The sequence below is a fragment of the Kitasatospora sp. NPDC093558 genome, from assembly GCF_040683475.1.
Taxonomy (GTDB): Bacteria; Actinomycetota; Actinomycetes; order Streptomycetales; family Streptomycetaceae; genus Kitasatospora.
On sequence record NZ_JBFBDY010000086.1, the window covers coordinates 1 to 17,174 of the forward strand.

Here is a 17,174-nt window from a genome sequence, read left to right on the forward strand (position 1 = left end):
GCCGCCCTTCGGCGCCGCGTACGGCGCCGACGTGCCGCCGCCCGCCAAGGTCCGGCGCAAGCCCTCGAAGCTGGTCGTCGCGACCGTCGTGGCGGCGCTGCTCGGCCTGGGCGTCGGCTCGGGGGTGACGTACCTCGCGATGGACGGCCACGGCGACCGCTCGCAGCGCGTGGCGAAGCCGCAGGCCGCGCCGTGGGAGAACGGCCCGTGGAACGACTTCCCCGGCTTCGGCGGCGGTAACGGTGGCGACGGATCCGGCGGCAACGGGGGCAACGGCTCCGGCGGCAGCGGTGGCAAGGGTGGCGGCAACGGCAAGACCCGGCCGGGCGCCGGCGGCGCGATCGACCTGGTGAACCGGATCACCCTGCCCGTCCCGTCCGGCTGGGACGCGGGCCACACCCGCGACGGCTTCGCCTCGATGAGCGTCGGCACCTACGCCTGCCCGGGCGGCGGCAGCGGCACCTGCACACTCGGCGGCGTGAACACCGGCCACATCGACGGCGCCACCGACGTCCAGGCGGCGGCCAAGAGCGACATCGCGCCGGCGGCCAAGGAGGCCTACGGCGACATCACCGGCCACCAGGAGCTCAAGTCCGAGGCCGTCACCGTGAACGGCAAGAACGGCTACCTCGTGCGCTGGAAGGTCGACGCGTCCAAGGGCAACAACGGCTACGTGCAGACCGTGGTCTTCCCGTCCGCCGACGGCACCGGCCTCGTCTCGGTGCACTTCGGCTTCGACATCGCCGACAAGGCGCCGGACCTCGGCGTGATGGACACCATCGTCAAGGGCATCGGTGACTACAAGGGCAAGCTGCCCTCGATGCCGCTGCCCGGCGGCGGCGCGGGCGGCGCGGGTGACCCGGGCACGGGCGGCACCACCACCTGAGCGCCGAGACTCCTCACGCACAGCGGCGGCCCACCCGGAACCTCCCGGGTGGGCCGCCGTCGTTCACTTCAAGCGCGGGGAGCCGGACCGGACGGGGGTGGACCGGCCCGGCCCCGCATCCGGCCCTCAGGAATCGCGTCGAACAGCCTCGACGCGACGGCGCCGGAGCACCATGCCGGCCCAGCCGACGCCGATCGCCGCCGCGCCGGCGAGCAGCAGCGGACCGGTGGCCGACGTGCCGACGGCCGCGTCGGCGGTCGGCACCACGAGACCGGCCGGGGAGTTGGGGTCGCCGCCGTGGCCGTGGTGGGCGACCGTTGACTTCGGGGCGTCCGCGGCGATCTGCGCGTCGCTCGGCGCGGCCGGGGCCTGCGCCGCGAGCGCGGACACCGGCGCGCCGCCGGCCGCGGCGGGCTGGCCGAAGTCGACGTCCGAGCAGCTGTAGAACGCCTCCGGGCTGTCGCTGCGCTGCCAGATCGTGTAGAGCAGCTGGCGGCCGGTGCGCTGCGGCAGCGTGCCCGGGTAGGTGTAGTACCCGTTGGTCGCGGTGCGGTCGACCTGCGCCTGGGCGACAGGCGTCGGGTCGAGGTCGGACCACTTGAGGGGCTTGGTGGGGTCGTAGCCCTGCTTGGTGATGTAGACGGTCTGGGTGCCGAGGTGCGGCGCGGTGGTGCGGAACTGGAAGGTGAAGGCGCCCGCGCTGACGGCGGTGGCCGGCCAGTCGGTGCGCGGCCAGTCCAGGGCCTGGTACTTGTCGCGGTTGGCCGAGCACAGCTTGCCGTCCGGGATCAGCGCCTGGTGGTTGCCGTTGGCGTTGGCGATGTTGACCTCGTTCCAGTCGTAGAGCGGCTGGGTGCCGCTCGCCGCGACGAGGTCCTTGCAGACCTGGGAGACGGGGTGCTCGGGACCCTCGGCGTAGCAGGCCGCGACCCGGCTGACGGGACCGGTCATCGTGCCGTGGGCACTGGCGGTGCCGGCGGTGGCCGCCGCCATCGCGAGGACCGCGGCGCCGACGGCGCCGACGGACAGGGCACTTCGCTTGATGGACATGGGGTGGGGACTCCTCGACCGTCGTTCCGGGCGAGTGTGGGGGAGCGGACACGCCTGCCCGTTCGGGGGCCGCGGCCCGGATCGCGGGCCCCCGGGCAGAGCGTAGGATTGGTCTGGACCAGATGGCAATAGCCTGGCGTGATGCGGTTATTGACGGACTGTAGGCTCCCAAGCAGCGCAAAGGCCCGACGGGACACCGGGGTTAGGTGTTCCATCGGGCCTGCTTAAGGCTCCGGAAAGGTCAGATGGTCAGGTTGGTGATGTCCCGGGCCTGGATGACCTTTCCGTGGATCGTGGCGTTGCCGCCGATCATGTTCTGGACCGAGCCGGCCTGGCCGGGCTCCTCCGGTGCGAACTCCTTGAGCAGTGCGCGGAGTTCCTCGACCGCCTCGGGGTTGTCGCGGAACAGGGTGCGCAGCCGGGTGCGCAGCACCGCCGTCTGGTCGTTCAGGGCCTCCTCGTCGTCGCCCGCGTCCAGCACCCCGGCCCGGATCGTCTCCAGGTCGGTGCCCGCCGCCTGGTCCCGCTCGCCCCGCCCGAAGAGCCGGGCGATCCGCGAACTTGCCTGCCCCCAGGCGGCCTTGGCCATCAGTCCGGCCAGCGCGGTGGCCCCCGACTTCACCATCTCCTGCACGAGCTCGGCGTCCATGCGGCCCCTCCGTGTCGCTGTTGTGCTTGTGGCCACCACGGTAGAGCACAGGCCGACGGTGGGTCAGAGGAACGTCCTCCCCTCGCCCCGGTACGTCGGGACGGTCCGGGCGATCCGGTCGCCCTCGATCAGGTGCAGTTCGGCGAAGCGCTCGCACAGTTCGCCCGCCTTGGCGTGCCGGAACCAGACCCGGTCGCCGATCAGCAGGTCGTCCGCGGCGGCGCCGAGCAGCGGGGTCTGCACCTCGCCCGCGCCTTCCATCGGGTCGTAGCGCAGCCCCTCCGGCAGGTACGGCACCGGGGAGCGGTCGGGGCCGGCCGGGCCGGAGGCGGGGTAGCCGCCGCCGAGGACCGTCACCACGCCGACGCCAGGACGCCGGACGACCGGCTGGCCGAACAGTGCGGCCGGACGGCCCCGGAACGCCCGGTAGTTGTCGAACAGCCGCGGCTGGTAAAGGCCGGAGCCGGCCGCCACCTCGGTGACGGCGCGCTCGGCCACCGTGCTCTCCACGCTGCCGGTGCCGCCGCCGTTGACGAACTCCAGCTCGGCGACCTGCCGCAGCCGCCGGACCACGGCCGCGCGCCGCTCGGCCAGTTCGGTCCTGGCCTTCGCCTGCATGGCCCGGATCAGCCGCGAGCGCACCGGACGTCCGTGCACGAGGTCCCCCACCCCGGCGACGTGCCCCTCGTACGCCATCAGGCCGACGACCCGGAAGCCCCGGCGGCGCTGGACGAGTTCGGCGAAGGCGCCGAGGTCCTCGGGGGTGCGCAGCGGCGAGCGGCGGGCGCCGACCCGGACGCGTCCGCCGAGCAGGTGCAGCGCGGTGTCGAGCTCCAGGCAGACCCGCACCTCGGCGTCGCCGCCGCGGGCCTTGTCGATCAGGTCGAGCTGGGCGGGGTCGTCGAGGACGAGGGTGATCCCACGAGCGAGCTCGGGGTCGGCGGTCAGCTCGGCGAAGCCGTCGCGGTCGGCGCTGGGGTAGGCGAGCAGGATGTCGCGCAGGCCGGTGCGGGCGAGCCAGAGCGACTCGCCGAGGGTGAAGCTCATCACCCCGGCGAAGCCGTCCGTGGCGAGCGCGCGTTCCAGCAGCGCCCGGCAGCGCAGGGACTTGCTGGCGACCCGGACCGGTTTGCCGCCCGCGCGGCGGGCCAGGTCGGCGGCGTTGGCGTCGAAGGCGGCGAGGTCGACGACGGCGACCGGCCCGTCCAGGTGCGCGGTGGCCCGGTCGTAGCGGGCGCGGTCGGACACCGGGGTGGCGCTGGGGGCGGGTTCGAGCATCACCATGCGCGCAGGCTGCCACACCCGGCTACCCGTGGGTAGGGGGCGCGTGCGGATTTGTGCGGCTCCCGGTACGGGGTGGCATAGGGTCGGCCGGGTGGACCGCAAAGACTTCTCCAACCCGGCGTTCGTCGGCAAGAGCATCCCGAACCCCGGTTTCGGTGACGACGACGGCACCGCCGACCCGGCGCTGACCGCGGCGCTCGCCCGCTGGTCGCAGGACCGCGCGGCCGAGCCCGAGGTGCTGACGGCGCTCACCCCGACCCGGCTGATGGTCCCGATCGTCGCGCTGCTCGGCGAGGTCGAGGTGGACGAGCACGGGCACAAGCACGACAAGACCAGCGACATGGCGGTGCCGGTGCTGGAGGCCCCGGACGGGCGCCGCGCGCTGCCGGCGTTCACGTCACTCGAGACGCTCGCCCGCTGGCGCGCCGACGCCCGTCCGGCGCCGGTGGCGGCCCCGCAGGCGGCGATGGTCGCGTACTCGGAGAAGGCCGACACCCTGCTGGTCGACCCGGCCGGCCCGGTGCCGTACCAGCTGACCGGCGCCCGCCTGCGCGCGCTCGCCGAGAACCGGCCGTACCTGCCGCCGCTGCGCGACCCCGAGGTGCGCGAGGCGGTGCGGGCGCTGCTGGCGGACGAGCCGCAGGTGGTGTCGGGCCTGCTCGGGCCGGGCGAGGGCTCGGACGGGGTGCTCGCGGTGGTGTTCGATGCGGCGCTGGACCAGGCGGGCGTGCAGGCGGCGGCCCAGCGGGTCGGCCGGGCGGTGGCGGCGGACCCGGTGCTGCGGGTCCGGCTCGACCGCGGCCTGGACCTGGCGGTGCTGCCGGCGAGCGCGCAGCTGCCGGGCGAGCCGCTGTACCGGCGGTAGGAACGACTGAGGCACCTACCGAATTTGGTAGGTGCCTCGAAGAGGGCCGCTCAGGAGTAGACCGGCCCCGTGAACTTCTCGCCCGGCCCGGCGCCCGGCGCGTCCGGCACGATGGAGGCCTCGCGGAAGGCCAGCTGCAGCGAGCGCAGGCCGTCGCGCAGTGGGGCGGCGTGGAAGTTGCTGATCTCCGGGGCGCCGGCGGTGACGAGCCCGGCGAGTGCGGTGATGAGCTTGCGGGCCTCGTCGAGGTCCTTGTCCTTCTCGCCGCCCTCGGCCAGACCGCACTTGACGGCCGCGGCGCTCATCAGGTGCACCGCGACGGTGGTGATCACCTCGACGGCGGGGACCTCGGCGATGTCCCGGGTCAGGTCGTCGAAGCCGATCGCGTCGTCCGCGGCGGGGGTCTGGGTGGGCTCGCTGCTCAAGGGGGGCTCGTTCCGTCGTGCCGTGTAGGTACACGTGGAGCGTACAAGGGCACCCGCGGAAGGGCGGAATAGCGTTCGACCCCCCGGCGCTGTATGCTTCGAGACTGACCGGCCGGGATCCCGTATGGGCACCTGGCCAGCAAGTGGAGGCTCCACCCAGGAGGCCCGAGAGGGCAACCGCGAAAGTCTCCCACCTGATCGGCCTCGCGGTCGACGGGTCCCGGTCCGCGACGGGCGCCACGGCGCCGAGTCGCCGCAGCGCCCCTCACCGGGTGCCGCCCCCGGATTGTGTGGAGCCCCGCTTGTACCGAGCGGGGCTTTTTTCGTGTCGCGGTGCACACGGTGCCGGCAGGTGCCGGGCAGCGCAGCACGAATGAAGCCCCGCCCAGTGGTCGAGTCCACTACGTGCGACCGCCGCCCGACGGCCGCATCGCAGAAGGTGCAACCGAGGAGGCCCCATCAGCACCGAGCCCCGCATCAACGACCGGATTCGCGTCCCGGAGGTGCGACTCGTCGGTCCCAGCGGCGAGCAGGTCGGCATCGTGCCGCTTGCCAAGGCGCTGGAGCTCGCGCAGGAGTACGACCTCGACCTGGTCGAGGTCGCGGCGACCGCCCGGCCGCCGGTGTGCAAGCTCATGGACTACGGCAAGTTCAAGTACGAGTCGGCCATGAAGGCCCGTGAGGCGCGCAAGAACCAGGCGCACACGGTCATCAAGGAGATGAAGCTCCGGCCGAAGATCGACCCGCACGACTATGACACCAAGAAGGGTCACGTCGTCCGGTTCCTCAAGCAGGGCGACAAGGTCAAGATCACGATCATGTTCCGTGGTCGTGAGCAGTCCCGCCCCGAGCTGGGCTTCCGTCTGCTGCAGCGGCTCGCCGACGACGTCCAGGACCTGGGCTTCGTCGAGTCCTCGCCGAAGCAGGACGGCCGGAACATGATCATGGTTCTTGGTCCGCACAAGAAGAAGACCGAGGCGATGGCCGAGGCCCGCGCCCTCGCCGACGCCCGCAAGGCCGAGCGGCTGGGCCGGACCACCGGCTCCGACGCCGCCGCCGCGGACGAGGACGCAGCGCTCGAGGCCGAGAACGCCGCTGCCGAGGCGGAGGCCGACGAGGTCGACGAGGTCGACGTCGAGGCCGCTGCCGAGGTCGAGCAGCCGGCCGAGGCCTCTCAGGACGCCTGAGCCGTCAAGGCCAGGGCGGCCCGGGAGACCGGCCCCCCACGGTGACGGGGCACCCGCCCGGTCACCGCAGATCCATCCAGTTCACGCCCGCGTGGCGAACACCGCGCGGGCGTGAACGGGACCGACGAGGAGATACGGCGAAATGCCGAAGCAGAAGACGCACAGTGGCGCCAGCAAGCGCTTCAAGATCAGTGGCTCTGGCAAGGTGCTGCGCGAGCGCGCCGGCCGCCGCCACCTCCTGGAGCACAAGCCCTCGACGCTGACCCGCAAGCTGGCCGGGACCGTCGAGATGGCCCCCGCTGACGCCAAGAAGATCAAGAAGCTTCTCGGCAAGTGATCGCCCTCCCGCCCGGCGCGAGCCGCGTGCGGGGCAGCTGATCCTTCCCGACCCATTCGAATGACGGACCGCGTGAAGTAGTCCGTGGTCCAACCCAAGGAGTAATCAAGTGGCACGCGTCAAGCGGGCAGTCAACGCCCACAAGAAGCGCCGGGTCATCCTGGAGCGCGCCAGCGGCTACCGTGGCCAGCGTTCGCGCCTGTACCGCAAGGCCAAGGAGCAGGTCACCCACTCGCTGGTCTACAACTTCAACGACCGCAAGAAGCGCAAGGGCGACTTCCGTCAGCTGTGGATCCAGCGCATCAACGCTGCGGCCCGTGCCAACGGCATCACCTACAACCGCTTCGTGCAGGGCCTGAAGGCCGCCAGCGTCGAGATCGACCGCAAGATGCTGGCCGACCTGGCCGTCAACGACCCGGGTGCGTTCGCCTCCCTGGTCGAGGTCGCCCAGAAGGCGCTGCCGGCCGACGTCAACGCCCCGAAGGCTGCCGCCGACGCCGCCTGATCCTCCAGGATCGGCTGAGCTCTGACCGGACCCGCAGGCTCGCCTGCGGGTCCGGTTCTGCGTTTTCCCCGTCCCGTCAGCGCCCCCGTCACCAGAGCCGCACCGAGCCCCAGAGAACGAGACCATGCCGAGCACCGACACCCCCCTGCTGACCTCCCTGCGCTCGCCGCGCGTCGTCGCCGCCCGCCGGCTCGCCAAGCGGAACCAGCGCACCAAGGAGCGCCGCTTCCTGGCCGAGGGCCCGCAGGCCGTCCGGGAGGCCGTCGCGTACGGCCGGCTGCCGGGCTCGGGCGAGCACGCCGTGGTCGAGGTGTACGTCACCCCGGAGGCCGCCGAGCGGCACGCCGGGATCGTCGAGGGCGCGCTCGCCGAGGGGCTGGCGGTGCTGACCGCGACCGACGAGGTGATCGCGGAGATCTGCGACACGGTGACCCCGCAGGGCATCGTCGCGCTCTGCCGCTTCATCGACACCCCGTTCGAGGACGTCCTCGCGGGCCGCCCGAAGCTCGTCGCGATCCTCGCCCACGTCCGCGACCCCGGGAACGCCGGCACCGTGCTGCGCACCGCCGACGCGGCCGGCGCGGACGCCGTGGTGCTCACCGACGCCTCCGTGGACCTGTACAACCCGAAGGCCGTCCGGGCCTCCGTCGGCAGCCTGTTCCACCTGCCGGTCGCCGTCGGCGTGCCGGTCGAGGAGGCGGTCGGGCGGCTGCGCGCGGCCGGGATCCGGGTGCTCGCCGCCGACGGCGCGGGGCAGCGGGACCTCGACCAGGAGCTCGACGAGGGCACCCTGGGCGCGCCCGGCGCATGGGTGTTCGGCAACGAGGCGTGGGGGCTCCCGGAGGAGACCCGCGCGCTCACCGACGAGGTCGTGCGCGTCCCGATCCACGGACACGCCGAGAGCCTCAACCTGGCCACCGCCGCGGCCGTCTGCCTCTACGCCTCGGCCAGGGCGCAGCGCGGGCCCGGCGGCTGTCGCTCGAACGGCTGACGGCACCCCGCACGATCCACCCGCCAGGCCCTACTGCCGGGGGCATGGAGGCGCTAGGGTCTGCCTCGGTGGGGGGAACGGCACGGTGGGTAATCGGGGAGGACACCCATGGTCGGCAACGGGCCCGAGCTCGACCCGGACGACCTGCCGGACGGCCTGGTGGTCGCCGACGCGCTGGGCCGGGTGGTCCGCTTCAACCGGGCCGCGGCCCGGATCACCGGCGTGCCCCCGCAGGCCGCGCTCGGCAGGGCGCTGGACGACGTCCTCCCGCTGGAGGACCTCGACGGGCGCCGCTGGTGGCAGCTGACCGACCCGTACGGCGGCCTCGCGATCCGCACCGGCCAGCCCGAGCGCAACCTGCTGCTGCCCGGCGGCCGGGAGGTGCTGGTCTCCGCCCGCTACGTGCGGGCCGTGCCGCTGGGGCCGCTGGAGCGCCTGGTGATCGCCCTGCGCGGCACCGAGGACCGGCGGCGCACCGAGCGCAGCCACGCCGAGCTGATCGCCACCGTCGCGCACGAGCTGCGCTCGCCGCTGACGAGCGTCAAGGGCTTCACCGCGACGCTGCTGGCCAAGTGGGAGCGGTTCACCGACGGGCAGAAGCGGCTGATGCTGGAGACCGTCGACGCGGACGCGGACCGGGTCACCCGGCTGATCGCCGAGCTGCTGGACATCTCGCGGATCGACGCCGGCCGGCTGGAGCTGCGCAAGCAGGTCGTCGACCTGGCCGCGGCGGTGCGCCGGCACGTCGAGCGCAAGGTCGCCACCGGCATCCCCGAGGAGCGCTTCGACGTGCGGATCACCGAGCCGCTGACCGTGCTGTGGGCGGACCCGGACAAGGTCGACCAGGTGCTCGCCAACCTGCTGGAAAATGCCGTGCGGCACGGCGAGGGAACTGTCACGATCGAGGTGGCACCGGCCAAGGAGGTCGTCGAGGCGCCCGTCTGGGAGCGCTCCGGCACCCCGCCCCGCATCGTGGAAGGCACAGCGGTCACCGTGAGCGACGAAGGCAGCGGCATCCCCGAGGAGTCGATGCCGCGCGTCTTCACCCGCTTCTGGCGCGGCTCCAAGCGCGGCGGCACCGGCCTCGGCCTCTACATCGTCAAGGGCATCGTGGAGGCCCACGGCGGGTCGATCCGCGTCGACCGCGCGCCCGGCGGCGGCGCCCGGTTCCGATTTATCCTGCCCGCCGGCATTCCCGACTTCATGCTGTAGTCGGGGTCCGGACGGGCTTGACGGCAGCCGCGCAACGCGCTGCGACTACACTCGACCTTTGGCGTTGTGGGACGCCCTGCGCGGTCGTGCCGCGGACACCCCTCTTCCCCGTCGTACGGAGAAACGGCTGCCCGTGCCCCGGCCACGCCGGGCGTAGCGCATTGGGCCCTTCCTGCCCGTTGGCGGGCAAGGAGGGAGAGCCCAATCACCTGAGCACGGACGAGCAGGAGCACGGGAAAGATAGAGATGTCGGCACCCAACAAGTCGTACGACCCGGTCGAGGTCGAGGCCCTCAAGCCCGAGGTGGTGGAGCAGGCGCGGGACGAGGCCGTCGCCGCCTTCGCCGCCGCCACCACGCTCGACGAGCTGAAGCAGGCCAAGGTCGCCCACACCGGCGACCGTTCCGCGCTCTCCCTCGCCAACCGCGAGATCGGCGCCCTGCCCCCGCACGCCAAGGCCGCCGCAGGCAAGCTGATCGGCCAGGCCCGCGGCGCCGTCAACCAGGCGCTCGCCAAGCGGCAGGCCGAGCTGGAGGCGGAGCGCGACGCCCGCGTGCTGGTCGAGGAGGCGGTGGACGTCACGCTGCCCTACGACCGCACCCCGCGCGGCGCCCGCCACCCGCTGACCACGCTGGCCGAGCGCATCGAGGACACCTTCGTCGCGATGGGCTACCAGGTCGCCGAGGGCCCCGAGGTCGAGGCCGAGTGGCTCAACTTCGACGCCCTCAACCTGGGCCCGGACCACCCGGCCCGCTCGATGCAGGACACCTTCTTCGTCCAGGCCCCGGACGGCTCTGCCGACTCCGGCGTGGTGCTGCGCACCCAGACCTCCCCGGTCCAGGCGCGCACCATGCTCGACCGCGAGCCCCCCGTCTACGTCGTGTGCCCGGGCCGGGTCTACCGCACGGACGAGCTGGACGCCACCCACACCCCGGTCTTCCGCCAGGTCGAGGGCCTCGCGGTGGACGAGGGCATCACCTTCGCCGACCTCAAGGGCACCATCGAGGTGCTGGTCGAGAAGCTGATCGGCGGCGGCCTCGAACTGCGCTGGCGCCCCTCGTACTTCCCGTTCACCGAGCCGAGCGCCGAGATCGACCTGCAGTGCTTCGTGTGCCGCGGCGAGAGCGTCGGCAACCCGGACCGCCCGTGCCGCACCTGCTCCTCCGAGGGCTGGATCGAGCTCGGCGGCTGCGGCGTGGTCAACCCGCGCGTGCTGGTGGCCTGCGGCGTCGACCCGAACCGCTACAGCGGGTTCGCCTTCGGCCTGGGCCTGGAGCGGATCCTGATGAATCGTCACAACGTCGCCGACATGCGCGACATGGTCGAGGGTGACGTGCGCTTCACCCTCCCGTTCGGGATGGAGATCTGATGCGCGTCCCGCTTTCCTGGCTGCGCGAGTACGTCGACCTGCCGGCCGGCGAGACCGGTCGCGACGTCGCCGAGCGCCTGGTCCGGGCCGGCCTGGAGGTCGAGACCGTCGAGCAGCTCGGCGGTGACCTCAAGGGCCCGCTGGTGGTCGGCGAGGTGCTCTCCATCGAGGAGCTGAGCGGCTTCAAGAAGCCGATCCGGCACTGCTTCGTCAACGTCGGCGACGCCAACGGCACCGGCGAGCCGCAGGAGATCGTCTGCGGCGCGACCAACTTCGCGGTCGGCGACAAGGTCGTGGTCGTGCTCCCGGGCGCCGTGCTGCCCGGCCCGTTCCCGATCGCGGCCCGCCAGACCTACGGCCACACCTCGGCCGGCATGATCTGCTCCGCCCGCGAGCTGGGCATGGGCGACGACCACAACGGCATCATCGTGCTCCCGCCGGAGTACGAGCCCGGCACCGACGCGATCGAGCTGCTGCAGCTCGTCGACGAGGTGCTCGACATCGCCGTCACCCCGGACCGCGGCTACTGCCTGTCCATGCGCGGCGTGGCCCGCGAGGCCGCCGCCGCGTACGGGCTGCCGCTGGCCGACCCGGCGCTGCTGGACGTGCCGCCGGCGAACTCCTTCGGCTACCTGGTCAAGGTGAACGACCCGGCCGGCTGCGACCGCTTCGTGGCCCGCACGGTCGTCGGCGTGGACCCGGACGCCAAGTCCCCGATCTGGCTGCAGCGCCGTCTCCAGAAGGCCGGCATCCGCCCGATCTCGCTGACCGTCGACATCACCAACTACGTGATGCTGGAGGTCGGCCAGCCGCTGCACGCCTACGACAAGCAGCGCGTGGACGGCCCGATCACCGTCCGCCGGGCGGCCGAGGGCGAGACCCTCACCACCCTGGACGGCGTCAAGCGCAAGCTCGCCGCCGAGGACCTGCTGATCTGCGACAACAGCGGCCCGATCGGCCTGGCCGGCGTCATGGGCGGCGCCTCCACCGAGATCCTCGACCCGGCCGCCGGTCCGGGCACCACCGAGGTGATCATCGAGGCCGCGCACTTTGACCCGGTCGCCATCGCCCGCTCCGCCAAGCGGCACAAGCTGCCCTCCGAGGCGTCCAAGCGCTTCGAGCGCGGCGTCGACCCGGAGGCCGCCCGCGCCGCCGCGCAGCGCGCCGTCGACCTGCTGGTCCTGATCGCCGGCGGCACCGCCGAGGCCGGGGTCACCGACATCGCCGCGCCGCACCCGGTGCGCACCATCACCATCGCCGCGGACCTGCCCGACCGGGTCGCCGGCACCGAGTACGGCCGCGAGACCGTCACCCGGCGCCTGCAGGAGATCGGCTGCTCGGTCGCGGGCGCCGACGTCCTGGAGGTCACCCCGCCGACCTGGCGCCCCGACCTCACCGACCCGTACGACCTCGCGGAGGAGGTCATCCGGCTGGAGGGCTACGACAACGTCCCCGCCCGGATGCCCAACGTGCCGCCGGGCAAGGGCCTGACCGAGGCCCAGCGCGTCCACCGCCGGATCGGCGTCGCGCTGGCCGCGGCCGGCTACGTCGAGGTCAACAACTACCCGTTCCTCGGCGAGCCCGCCTTCGAGGCGCTCGGGCTGGAGGCGGGCGACCGCCGCCGCCGGACCGTCAAGCTGGTCAACCCGTTGAACGACGAGGAGCCGGCGCTGCGCACCACGCTGCTGCCGGGCCTCCTCGGCGCGCTGCGCCGCAACGTCGGCCGCGGCAACACCGACCTGGCGGTCTACGAGACCGGCACGGTCTTCCTGCCCAAGGACGAGCTGACCGTCGCCCCGCGCCCGGCCGTCGACCGGCGCCCGAGCGACGAGGAGCTGGCCGCGCTGGACGCCGCGCTGCCGGACCAGCCGCGCCGGGTCGCCGTCGCCCTCGCGGGCGAGCGGATCCCCTCCGGCTGGTGGGGCACCGGCGCCCAGGCCTCCTGGGCGGACGCCGTCGAGGCGGCCCGCACGGTGGCCCGCGCGGCCGGCGTCGAGCTGACCGTCCGCCAGGGCCAGCTGGCGCCGTGGCACCCGGGCCGCTGCGCCGAGCTCGTCGTCGCGGGCACCGACCGGGTCGTCGGCCACGCCGGCGAGCTGCACCCGCGCGTCGTCAAGGCGCTCGGCCTGCCGGCCCGCACGGCCGCGATGGAGGTCGACATCGACCTGCTCACCGCCGACGGCTCCGAGAAGGTCGACGGCCCGGCCGTCTCCGGCTTCCCGGTGGCGACCCAGGACGTCGCGCTGATCGTCGACACGGCCGTCCCGGCCGCCGACGTGGAGTCCGCGCTGCGCGCCGGTGCGGGCGAACTGCTGGAGGCCATCCGGCTGTTCGACGTCTTCACCGGCGAGCAGGTCGGCGAGGGCAAGAAGTCGCTGGCCTACGCGCTGCGCTTCCGCGCCGCCGACCGCACCCTGACCGCCGACGAGGCCACGGCCGCCCGCGAGGCCGCCGTCGCCGAGGCCGTCACCCGGACGGGAGCGGTGCTGCGCGGCGCCTGATCCCCGTCAGGGCCTTGAGGGCCCCGTTCGGACCGTTCTCCGGTCCGGGCGGGGCCCTTTACCTTTCCTTCGCTGACATGGCCTGTCACCCCGACGGCCCGCGTCGGGCGCATCCAGTCCAGCAACCGTTCCTTTGGACTGATCAGGAGTGACTCCCGATGAGCCGCACGCCCCGAACGGTCTTGGGCGCACTGGTCCCCGGCGTACTCAACCCCGCTGGGCGACACGCATCCCGTGCGTGGTCCTTCCCGGGAGGCCGGTTCCCTCACGACCGGCCACACGGACACGGCCAGCGGCGACGGGGAGGCCCTGAACCATCACTCCGGTGGAGCAGGGGCCCCGCACGCCGACACCGAACCCGGTAACCCAGATCGCGCCACGAGACTACGAGACCACGCAGCCGCCCCAACCGCAGTCGACCGAACATCACCCAAACGAGCTAACGAACACTCCTGTACACGTCCACACAAGCAGTTCACAACCCCCGCCGCAGCGCGGCCCCGACGCGCTGCGCGACCTGCGCGAGGGCCGGGACGGGGTGGTGGCGTGATGGCCGCGGACACCGTGATCGACTGCGGGGGGATCGGCAAGCGCTACCGCCGCTCCTGGGCGCTGCGGGACTGCCACCTCGCCGTCCCGGCCGGGCACGTGGTCGCCCTGGTCGGCCCGAACGGCGCCGGCAAGACCACCCTGCTCAGCCTGGCGGCCGGCCTGACCCTGCCCAGCGCGGGCGCGATGACCGTCCTCGGCGGCCGGCTCCCGGGCTCCCCGCGGGCGTTGGACCGGATCGGCTTCGTCGCCCAGAACGCCGCGCTCTACCCGGGCCTGCGCGTGCGCGACCTGCTCGCGATGGGCCGCCACCTCAACCGCCGCTGGGACGCCGACCGGGCGCGCACCCACCTGGACGGGCTCGGCATCCCGCCGGACCGCAAGTACGGGCGCCTGTCCGGCGGCCAGCAGGCGCAGGTCTCGCTCGCCCTGGCGCTCGCCAAGCGGCCCGAACTCCTGCTCCTGGACGAGCCGTTGGCTGCGCTCGACCCTCCCTCCTTGCCCGCCCTCGGGCAGGAGGGGCCCATGCCCGGCACGACTTCATGTCCGTGCTGCTGACCGCCGTGGCCGAGGACGGCCTCTCGGTGATGTTCTCCTCGCACGCCGTCAACGAGCTGCAGCAGAGCTGCGACTACCTGGTGGTGCTCGGCGGCGGCCGGGTCCAGGTGGCGGGGGAGGTGGACGACCTGCTGGCCGGCCACCGCATGCTGACCGGCCCGACCGCCGAGGCGGACGCGCTCGCCGGGCGCCTGCCGGTGGTCCGCGACCGCCGGGCCGGCGTCCAGTCCCACCTGCTGGTCCGCACCGGCGGCCTGGACGCCCAGGTCTCCGAGGGCTGGCGCCAGCAGCGCATCGGGCTGGAGGAGCTGGTGATCGCCTACCTGCGCGAGCCGGCCGCCTCCGCCCTCCCCGGCCCGCGCGGGGCCGTCCGCCCGTACGAGGAAGTACTGCTGCCATGAGTGCCACCACCATCGCCCCGCCCCGCTCCGCCGTCCTGCGGGCGGCCGGGCTGCGCCACCGGACGACCCTGCTGACCCTGCTCACGGTGATGGGCGTGCTCGCCCTCGTCCTGCTGCTGCACGGCTGGTACGTCCACGACGGCCTGCACCGCGTCGGCGCGGACTCCTGTGATCCCGCCGCCGACGCCTGCCTGGACCGGTACAAGACCTTCCTGCACGGGGACGGCGCCTCGATGCTCGCCGCCGAACCGGTGGTCTACGTGCTCGGCGGCGCGTTCGGCGCCTTCGTCGGCGGGCCGTTGCTGGCGCGGGAGTTCGAGCACGGCACGGTCCGCTTCGCGTGGACCCAGGGCGCGGGCCGTGCCCGGTGGACGGTGGGCACGGTGACCTTGGTGGGCGGGGTCCTGGCGCTGGTGGCGGCGCTGTTCGGGCTGCTGCTGCGCTGGTGGAGCGCGCCGTTGACCCTCGCGGACGGACAGTTCAGCCCGGAGCACTTCGTGGAGACCTGGCCGGTGATGACCGGCCGCGTGGTCGCGACCTTCGGGGCGGCCGTGCTGGCCGGCGCGGTGCTGCGCCGCACGCTGGTCGCGGTGGGCTTCGGCCTGGTCGTCTCGGTCGCGCTGCCCTTCGTCGCCGGGTCGTTCCGCTTCCACTACCGGCAGCCGCTGGAGGAACCGGTGCACGCGATGCGGACGCTGGCGCTCGACGGGCGCTGGCTGGGGGAGGTCTGGTATTCGGACCCGGCCGGGAACCGGATCCCCACCGACGAGTTCTACCGCCACGGGAACGACTTCGCCCAGCTCCAGGCGCTGGTGCGGGACGGCGGCTACACCGCGCACCAGGTGTACCAGCCGGCGGACCGCTTCTGGCCGTTCCAGTTGATCGAGGCCGGCTGGATGCTCGCCCTCGGGATCGCGGCCTGCGCGGCGGCGGTGTGGTGGGTGCGCCGCCGGGCCGTCTAGCCCCTCCTCGCGCGGTTAATAAATTCCCTGAATTATCAATTCTTTCTCCCGTATTCGATCTTCGAAAGTGTAGAAGTCCTGTTCATCCCATAACGAATCGAGCATGGGGATAACGAAGCCTCCTTCCCTTATTGACGCATTCGCCCGGTGGGGGCTTGAATCCCTCCCCTGCCGCACCGTTCGCGGCGCAGTACAGGAGGCACCACCGAACATGAACAGAGCCATGCGTCTCGCGGCCACGGGCACGGCCGCCGTGTCGCTCGCACTCACCCTCGCGGCCTGCGGCCAGACCGGTGCGGCGCAGAAACCGGCCGCCGGCGGAAGCGGCGAGGCCATCGGTCTCCTCCTCCCGGACAACGCCTCCTCCACGCGCTACGACGCGTTCGACAAGCCGCTGATCGAGCAGACGGTGACCGGCCTCTGCTCGCAGTGCACCGTGAACTACGCCAACGCGGGCGGCGATCCGGCCCTCCAGAAGAAGCAGTTCGACGACCTGCTCGCCAAGGGCGTGAAGGTGATCCTGCTCGACCCGGTCGACGCCAAGGTCACCGCCCCGTGGGTCGACGCCGCCGACGCCAAGGGCATCAAGGTCGTCTCCTACGACCGCCTGGCCCAGGGCAAGGTCGCCGCGTACGTCTCCTTCGACAACGAGCGCACCGGCGAGCTCCAGGGCCAGTCCCTGCTCGACGCCCTCGGCCCGAAGGCCTCCTCGGCCAACGTCGTGATGATCGACGGCGCCGAATCCGACCCCAACGCCGCGCAGTTCAAGGCGGGCGCGCACAAGGCGATGGACGGCAAGGTCAAGAAGATCGCTTACGAGCAGTCCGGCGAGTGGAAGACGGACGTCGCCACCGCGAAGATCGACGAGGCCATCCAGAGCCTCGGCAAGGACGGCATCCAGGCCGTCTATTCCGGGAACGACGGCATGGCCGGCGCGATCATCGACGCCCTGAAGGCCGCGGGCATCAAGAACGTCCCCGTCGGCGGCCAGGACGCGTCCATCGACGCGGTGCGCCGGGTGCTCACCGGCGAGCAGGCGTACACCATCTACAAGCCGTACAAGCCCGAGACGGACGCGGCCGGCAGCATCGCCGTCCAGCTCGCCGAGGGCATGGACATCAGCACGACCGCGACCACGCTCACCCCCAGCAACGGCCTGCAGATCCCCTCGCTGCTGCTCACCCCGATCGTGGTGACCAAGGCGAAGGTGCAGGCCACGGTGGTCGGCGGCGGCCTCTACAAGGCGGCCGACATCTGCACCCCGCAGTTCGCGGCGGCCTGCGCCGCGGCCGGCGTCCAGTAAGCCGTCGCAGACCGAGAAGGGGGGGGGCGCGCGCGGGGGGGGGGGGGCCCCGGGGGGGGTGGGGGAGGGCCGGCCCGGGGGGTGTGTTGGTCGCGGCGCGCGCGGGCGGGCCCCCCGCCCCGCCGGGCCCACACAGCCCAC

The 17,174-nt window shown here is 73.0% G+C and carries 17 protein-coding genes; 13 read left to right on the forward strand and 4 right to left on the reverse strand.

The window, feature by feature from the left end; genetic code table 11:
* Positions 1–886 (forward strand): hypothetical protein (locus tag AB0O00_RS11960; RefSeq protein ID WP_363650729.1); only part of this gene is annotated, 886 nt, incomplete at its 5' end.
* Between the two features lie 126 nt (positions 887–1,012).
* On the opposite strand, the gene AB0O00_RS11965 is transcribed toward AB0O00_RS11960, so the two are convergent.
* The 3 genes from AB0O00_RS11965 to AB0O00_RS11975 all read right to left on the reverse strand — a co-directional run bounded on the left by AB0O00_RS11965 (position 1,013) and on the right by AB0O00_RS11975 (position 3,869).
* Entirely contained in the window at positions 1,013–1,936 is a 924-nt protein-coding gene (locus AB0O00_RS11965) for a lytic polysaccharide monooxygenase (RefSeq protein ID WP_363650731.1), read from the reverse strand.
* 241 nt (positions 1,937–2,177) lie between these two features.
* The gene (locus AB0O00_RS11970) at positions 2,178–2,585 is read right to left on the reverse strand and encodes a hypothetical protein (protein WP_363650733.1); all 408 of its coding nucleotides are present in this window, start codon (positions 2,583–2,585) and stop codon (positions 2,178–2,180) included.
* 63 nt (positions 2,586–2,648) lie between these two features.
* Positions 2,649–3,869: an alanine racemase gene (locus tag AB0O00_RS11975; protein ID WP_363650735.1), complete on the reverse strand. Its 1,221-nt coding sequence runs from the start codon at positions 3,867–3,869 to the stop codon at positions 2,649–2,651.
* A gap of 91 nt (positions 3,870–3,960) precedes the next feature.
* On the opposite strand from AB0O00_RS11975, the gene AB0O00_RS11980 reads away from it, so the two are divergent.
* Complete coding sequence (locus AB0O00_RS11980) at positions 3,961–4,734, forward strand: SseB family protein (RefSeq protein ID WP_363650737.1); 774 nt, start codon at positions 3,961–3,963, stop codon at positions 4,732–4,734.
* A 50-nt stretch (positions 4,735–4,784) separates the two neighbouring features.
* Here AB0O00_RS11980 and AB0O00_RS11985 read toward each other — a convergent pair whose 3' ends face one another.
* Positions 4,785–5,159, reverse strand: coding sequence for a DUF1844 domain-containing protein (locus tag AB0O00_RS11985; protein ID WP_363650739.1), 375 nt, complete (start codon positions 5,157–5,159; stop codon positions 4,785–4,787).
* 458 nt (positions 5,160–5,617) lie between these two features.
* Between AB0O00_RS11985 and infC the strand changes: the two genes are divergently transcribed.
* The 11 genes from infC to AB0O00_RS12040 all read left to right on the forward strand — a co-directional run bounded on the left by infC (position 5,618) and on the right by AB0O00_RS12040 (position 17,033).
* Positions 5,618–6,346 (forward strand): translation initiation factor IF-3, encoded by a 729-nt coding sequence (gene infC, locus AB0O00_RS11990; protein WP_363650762.1) that lies wholly within the window; start codon positions 5,618–5,620, stop codon positions 6,344–6,346.
* A gap of 142 nt (positions 6,347–6,488) precedes the next feature.
* On the forward strand, positions 6,489–6,683 hold the full coding sequence (rpmI, locus tag AB0O00_RS11995; RefSeq protein ID WP_030286227.1) for a 50S ribosomal protein L35: 195 nt from the start codon (positions 6,489–6,491) through the stop codon (positions 6,681–6,683).
* A 109-nt stretch (positions 6,684–6,792) separates the two neighbouring features.
* On the forward strand, positions 6,793–7,188 hold the full coding sequence (rplT, locus tag AB0O00_RS12000) for a 50S ribosomal protein L20 (protein WP_030055649.1): 396 nt from the start codon (positions 6,793–6,795) through the stop codon (positions 7,186–7,188).
* A gap of 124 nt (positions 7,189–7,312) precedes the next feature.
* Positions 7,313–8,179, forward strand: a complete 867-nt coding sequence (locus AB0O00_RS12005; protein WP_363650741.1) for an RNA methyltransferase — start codon at positions 7,313–7,315, stop codon at positions 8,177–8,179.
* A 108-nt stretch (positions 8,180–8,287) separates the two neighbouring features.
* Positions 8,288–9,391: an ATP-binding protein gene (locus AB0O00_RS12010; RefSeq protein WP_363650743.1), complete on the forward strand. Its 1,104-nt coding sequence runs from the start codon at positions 8,288–8,290 to the stop codon at positions 9,389–9,391.
* A 246-nt stretch (positions 9,392–9,637) separates the two neighbouring features.
* On the forward strand, positions 9,638–10,759 hold the full coding sequence (gene pheS, locus AB0O00_RS12015; RefSeq protein ID WP_363650745.1) for a phenylalanine--tRNA ligase subunit alpha: 1,122 nt from the start codon (positions 9,638–9,640) through the stop codon (positions 10,757–10,759).
* Entirely contained in the window at positions 10,759–13,260 is a 2,502-nt protein-coding gene (gene pheT / locus AB0O00_RS12020) for a phenylalanine--tRNA ligase subunit beta (RefSeq protein WP_363650747.1), read from the forward strand. The genes pheS and pheT overlap by 1 nt, the downstream gene beginning before the upstream one ends.
* Positions 13,261–13,809: 549 nt before the next feature.
* The gene (locus AB0O00_RS12025; protein ID WP_363650748.1) at positions 13,810–14,367 is read left to right on the forward strand and encodes an ATP-binding cassette domain-containing protein; all 558 of its coding nucleotides are present in this window, start codon (positions 13,810–13,812) and stop codon (positions 14,365–14,367) included.
* Positions 14,352–14,768 carry a hypothetical protein gene (locus AB0O00_RS12030; protein WP_363650750.1) on the forward strand — a complete coding sequence of 139 codons (417 nt, stop codon included), beginning with the start codon at positions 14,352–14,354 and terminating at the stop codon, positions 14,766–14,768. The genes AB0O00_RS12025 and AB0O00_RS12030 overlap by 16 nt, the downstream gene beginning before the upstream one ends.
* Positions 14,765–15,730 carry a hypothetical protein gene (locus AB0O00_RS12035; RefSeq protein ID WP_363650752.1) on the forward strand — a complete coding sequence of 322 codons (966 nt, stop codon included), beginning with the start codon at positions 14,765–14,767 and terminating at the stop codon, positions 15,728–15,730. Before AB0O00_RS12030 ends, AB0O00_RS12035 begins: the two co-directional genes overlap by 4 nt.
* Before the next feature lie 211 nt (positions 15,731–15,941).
* Entirely contained in the window at positions 15,942–17,033 is a 1,092-nt protein-coding gene (locus AB0O00_RS12040) for a substrate-binding domain-containing protein (protein WP_363650754.1), read from the forward strand.
* Positions 17,034–17,174 lie beyond the last annotated feature (141 nt).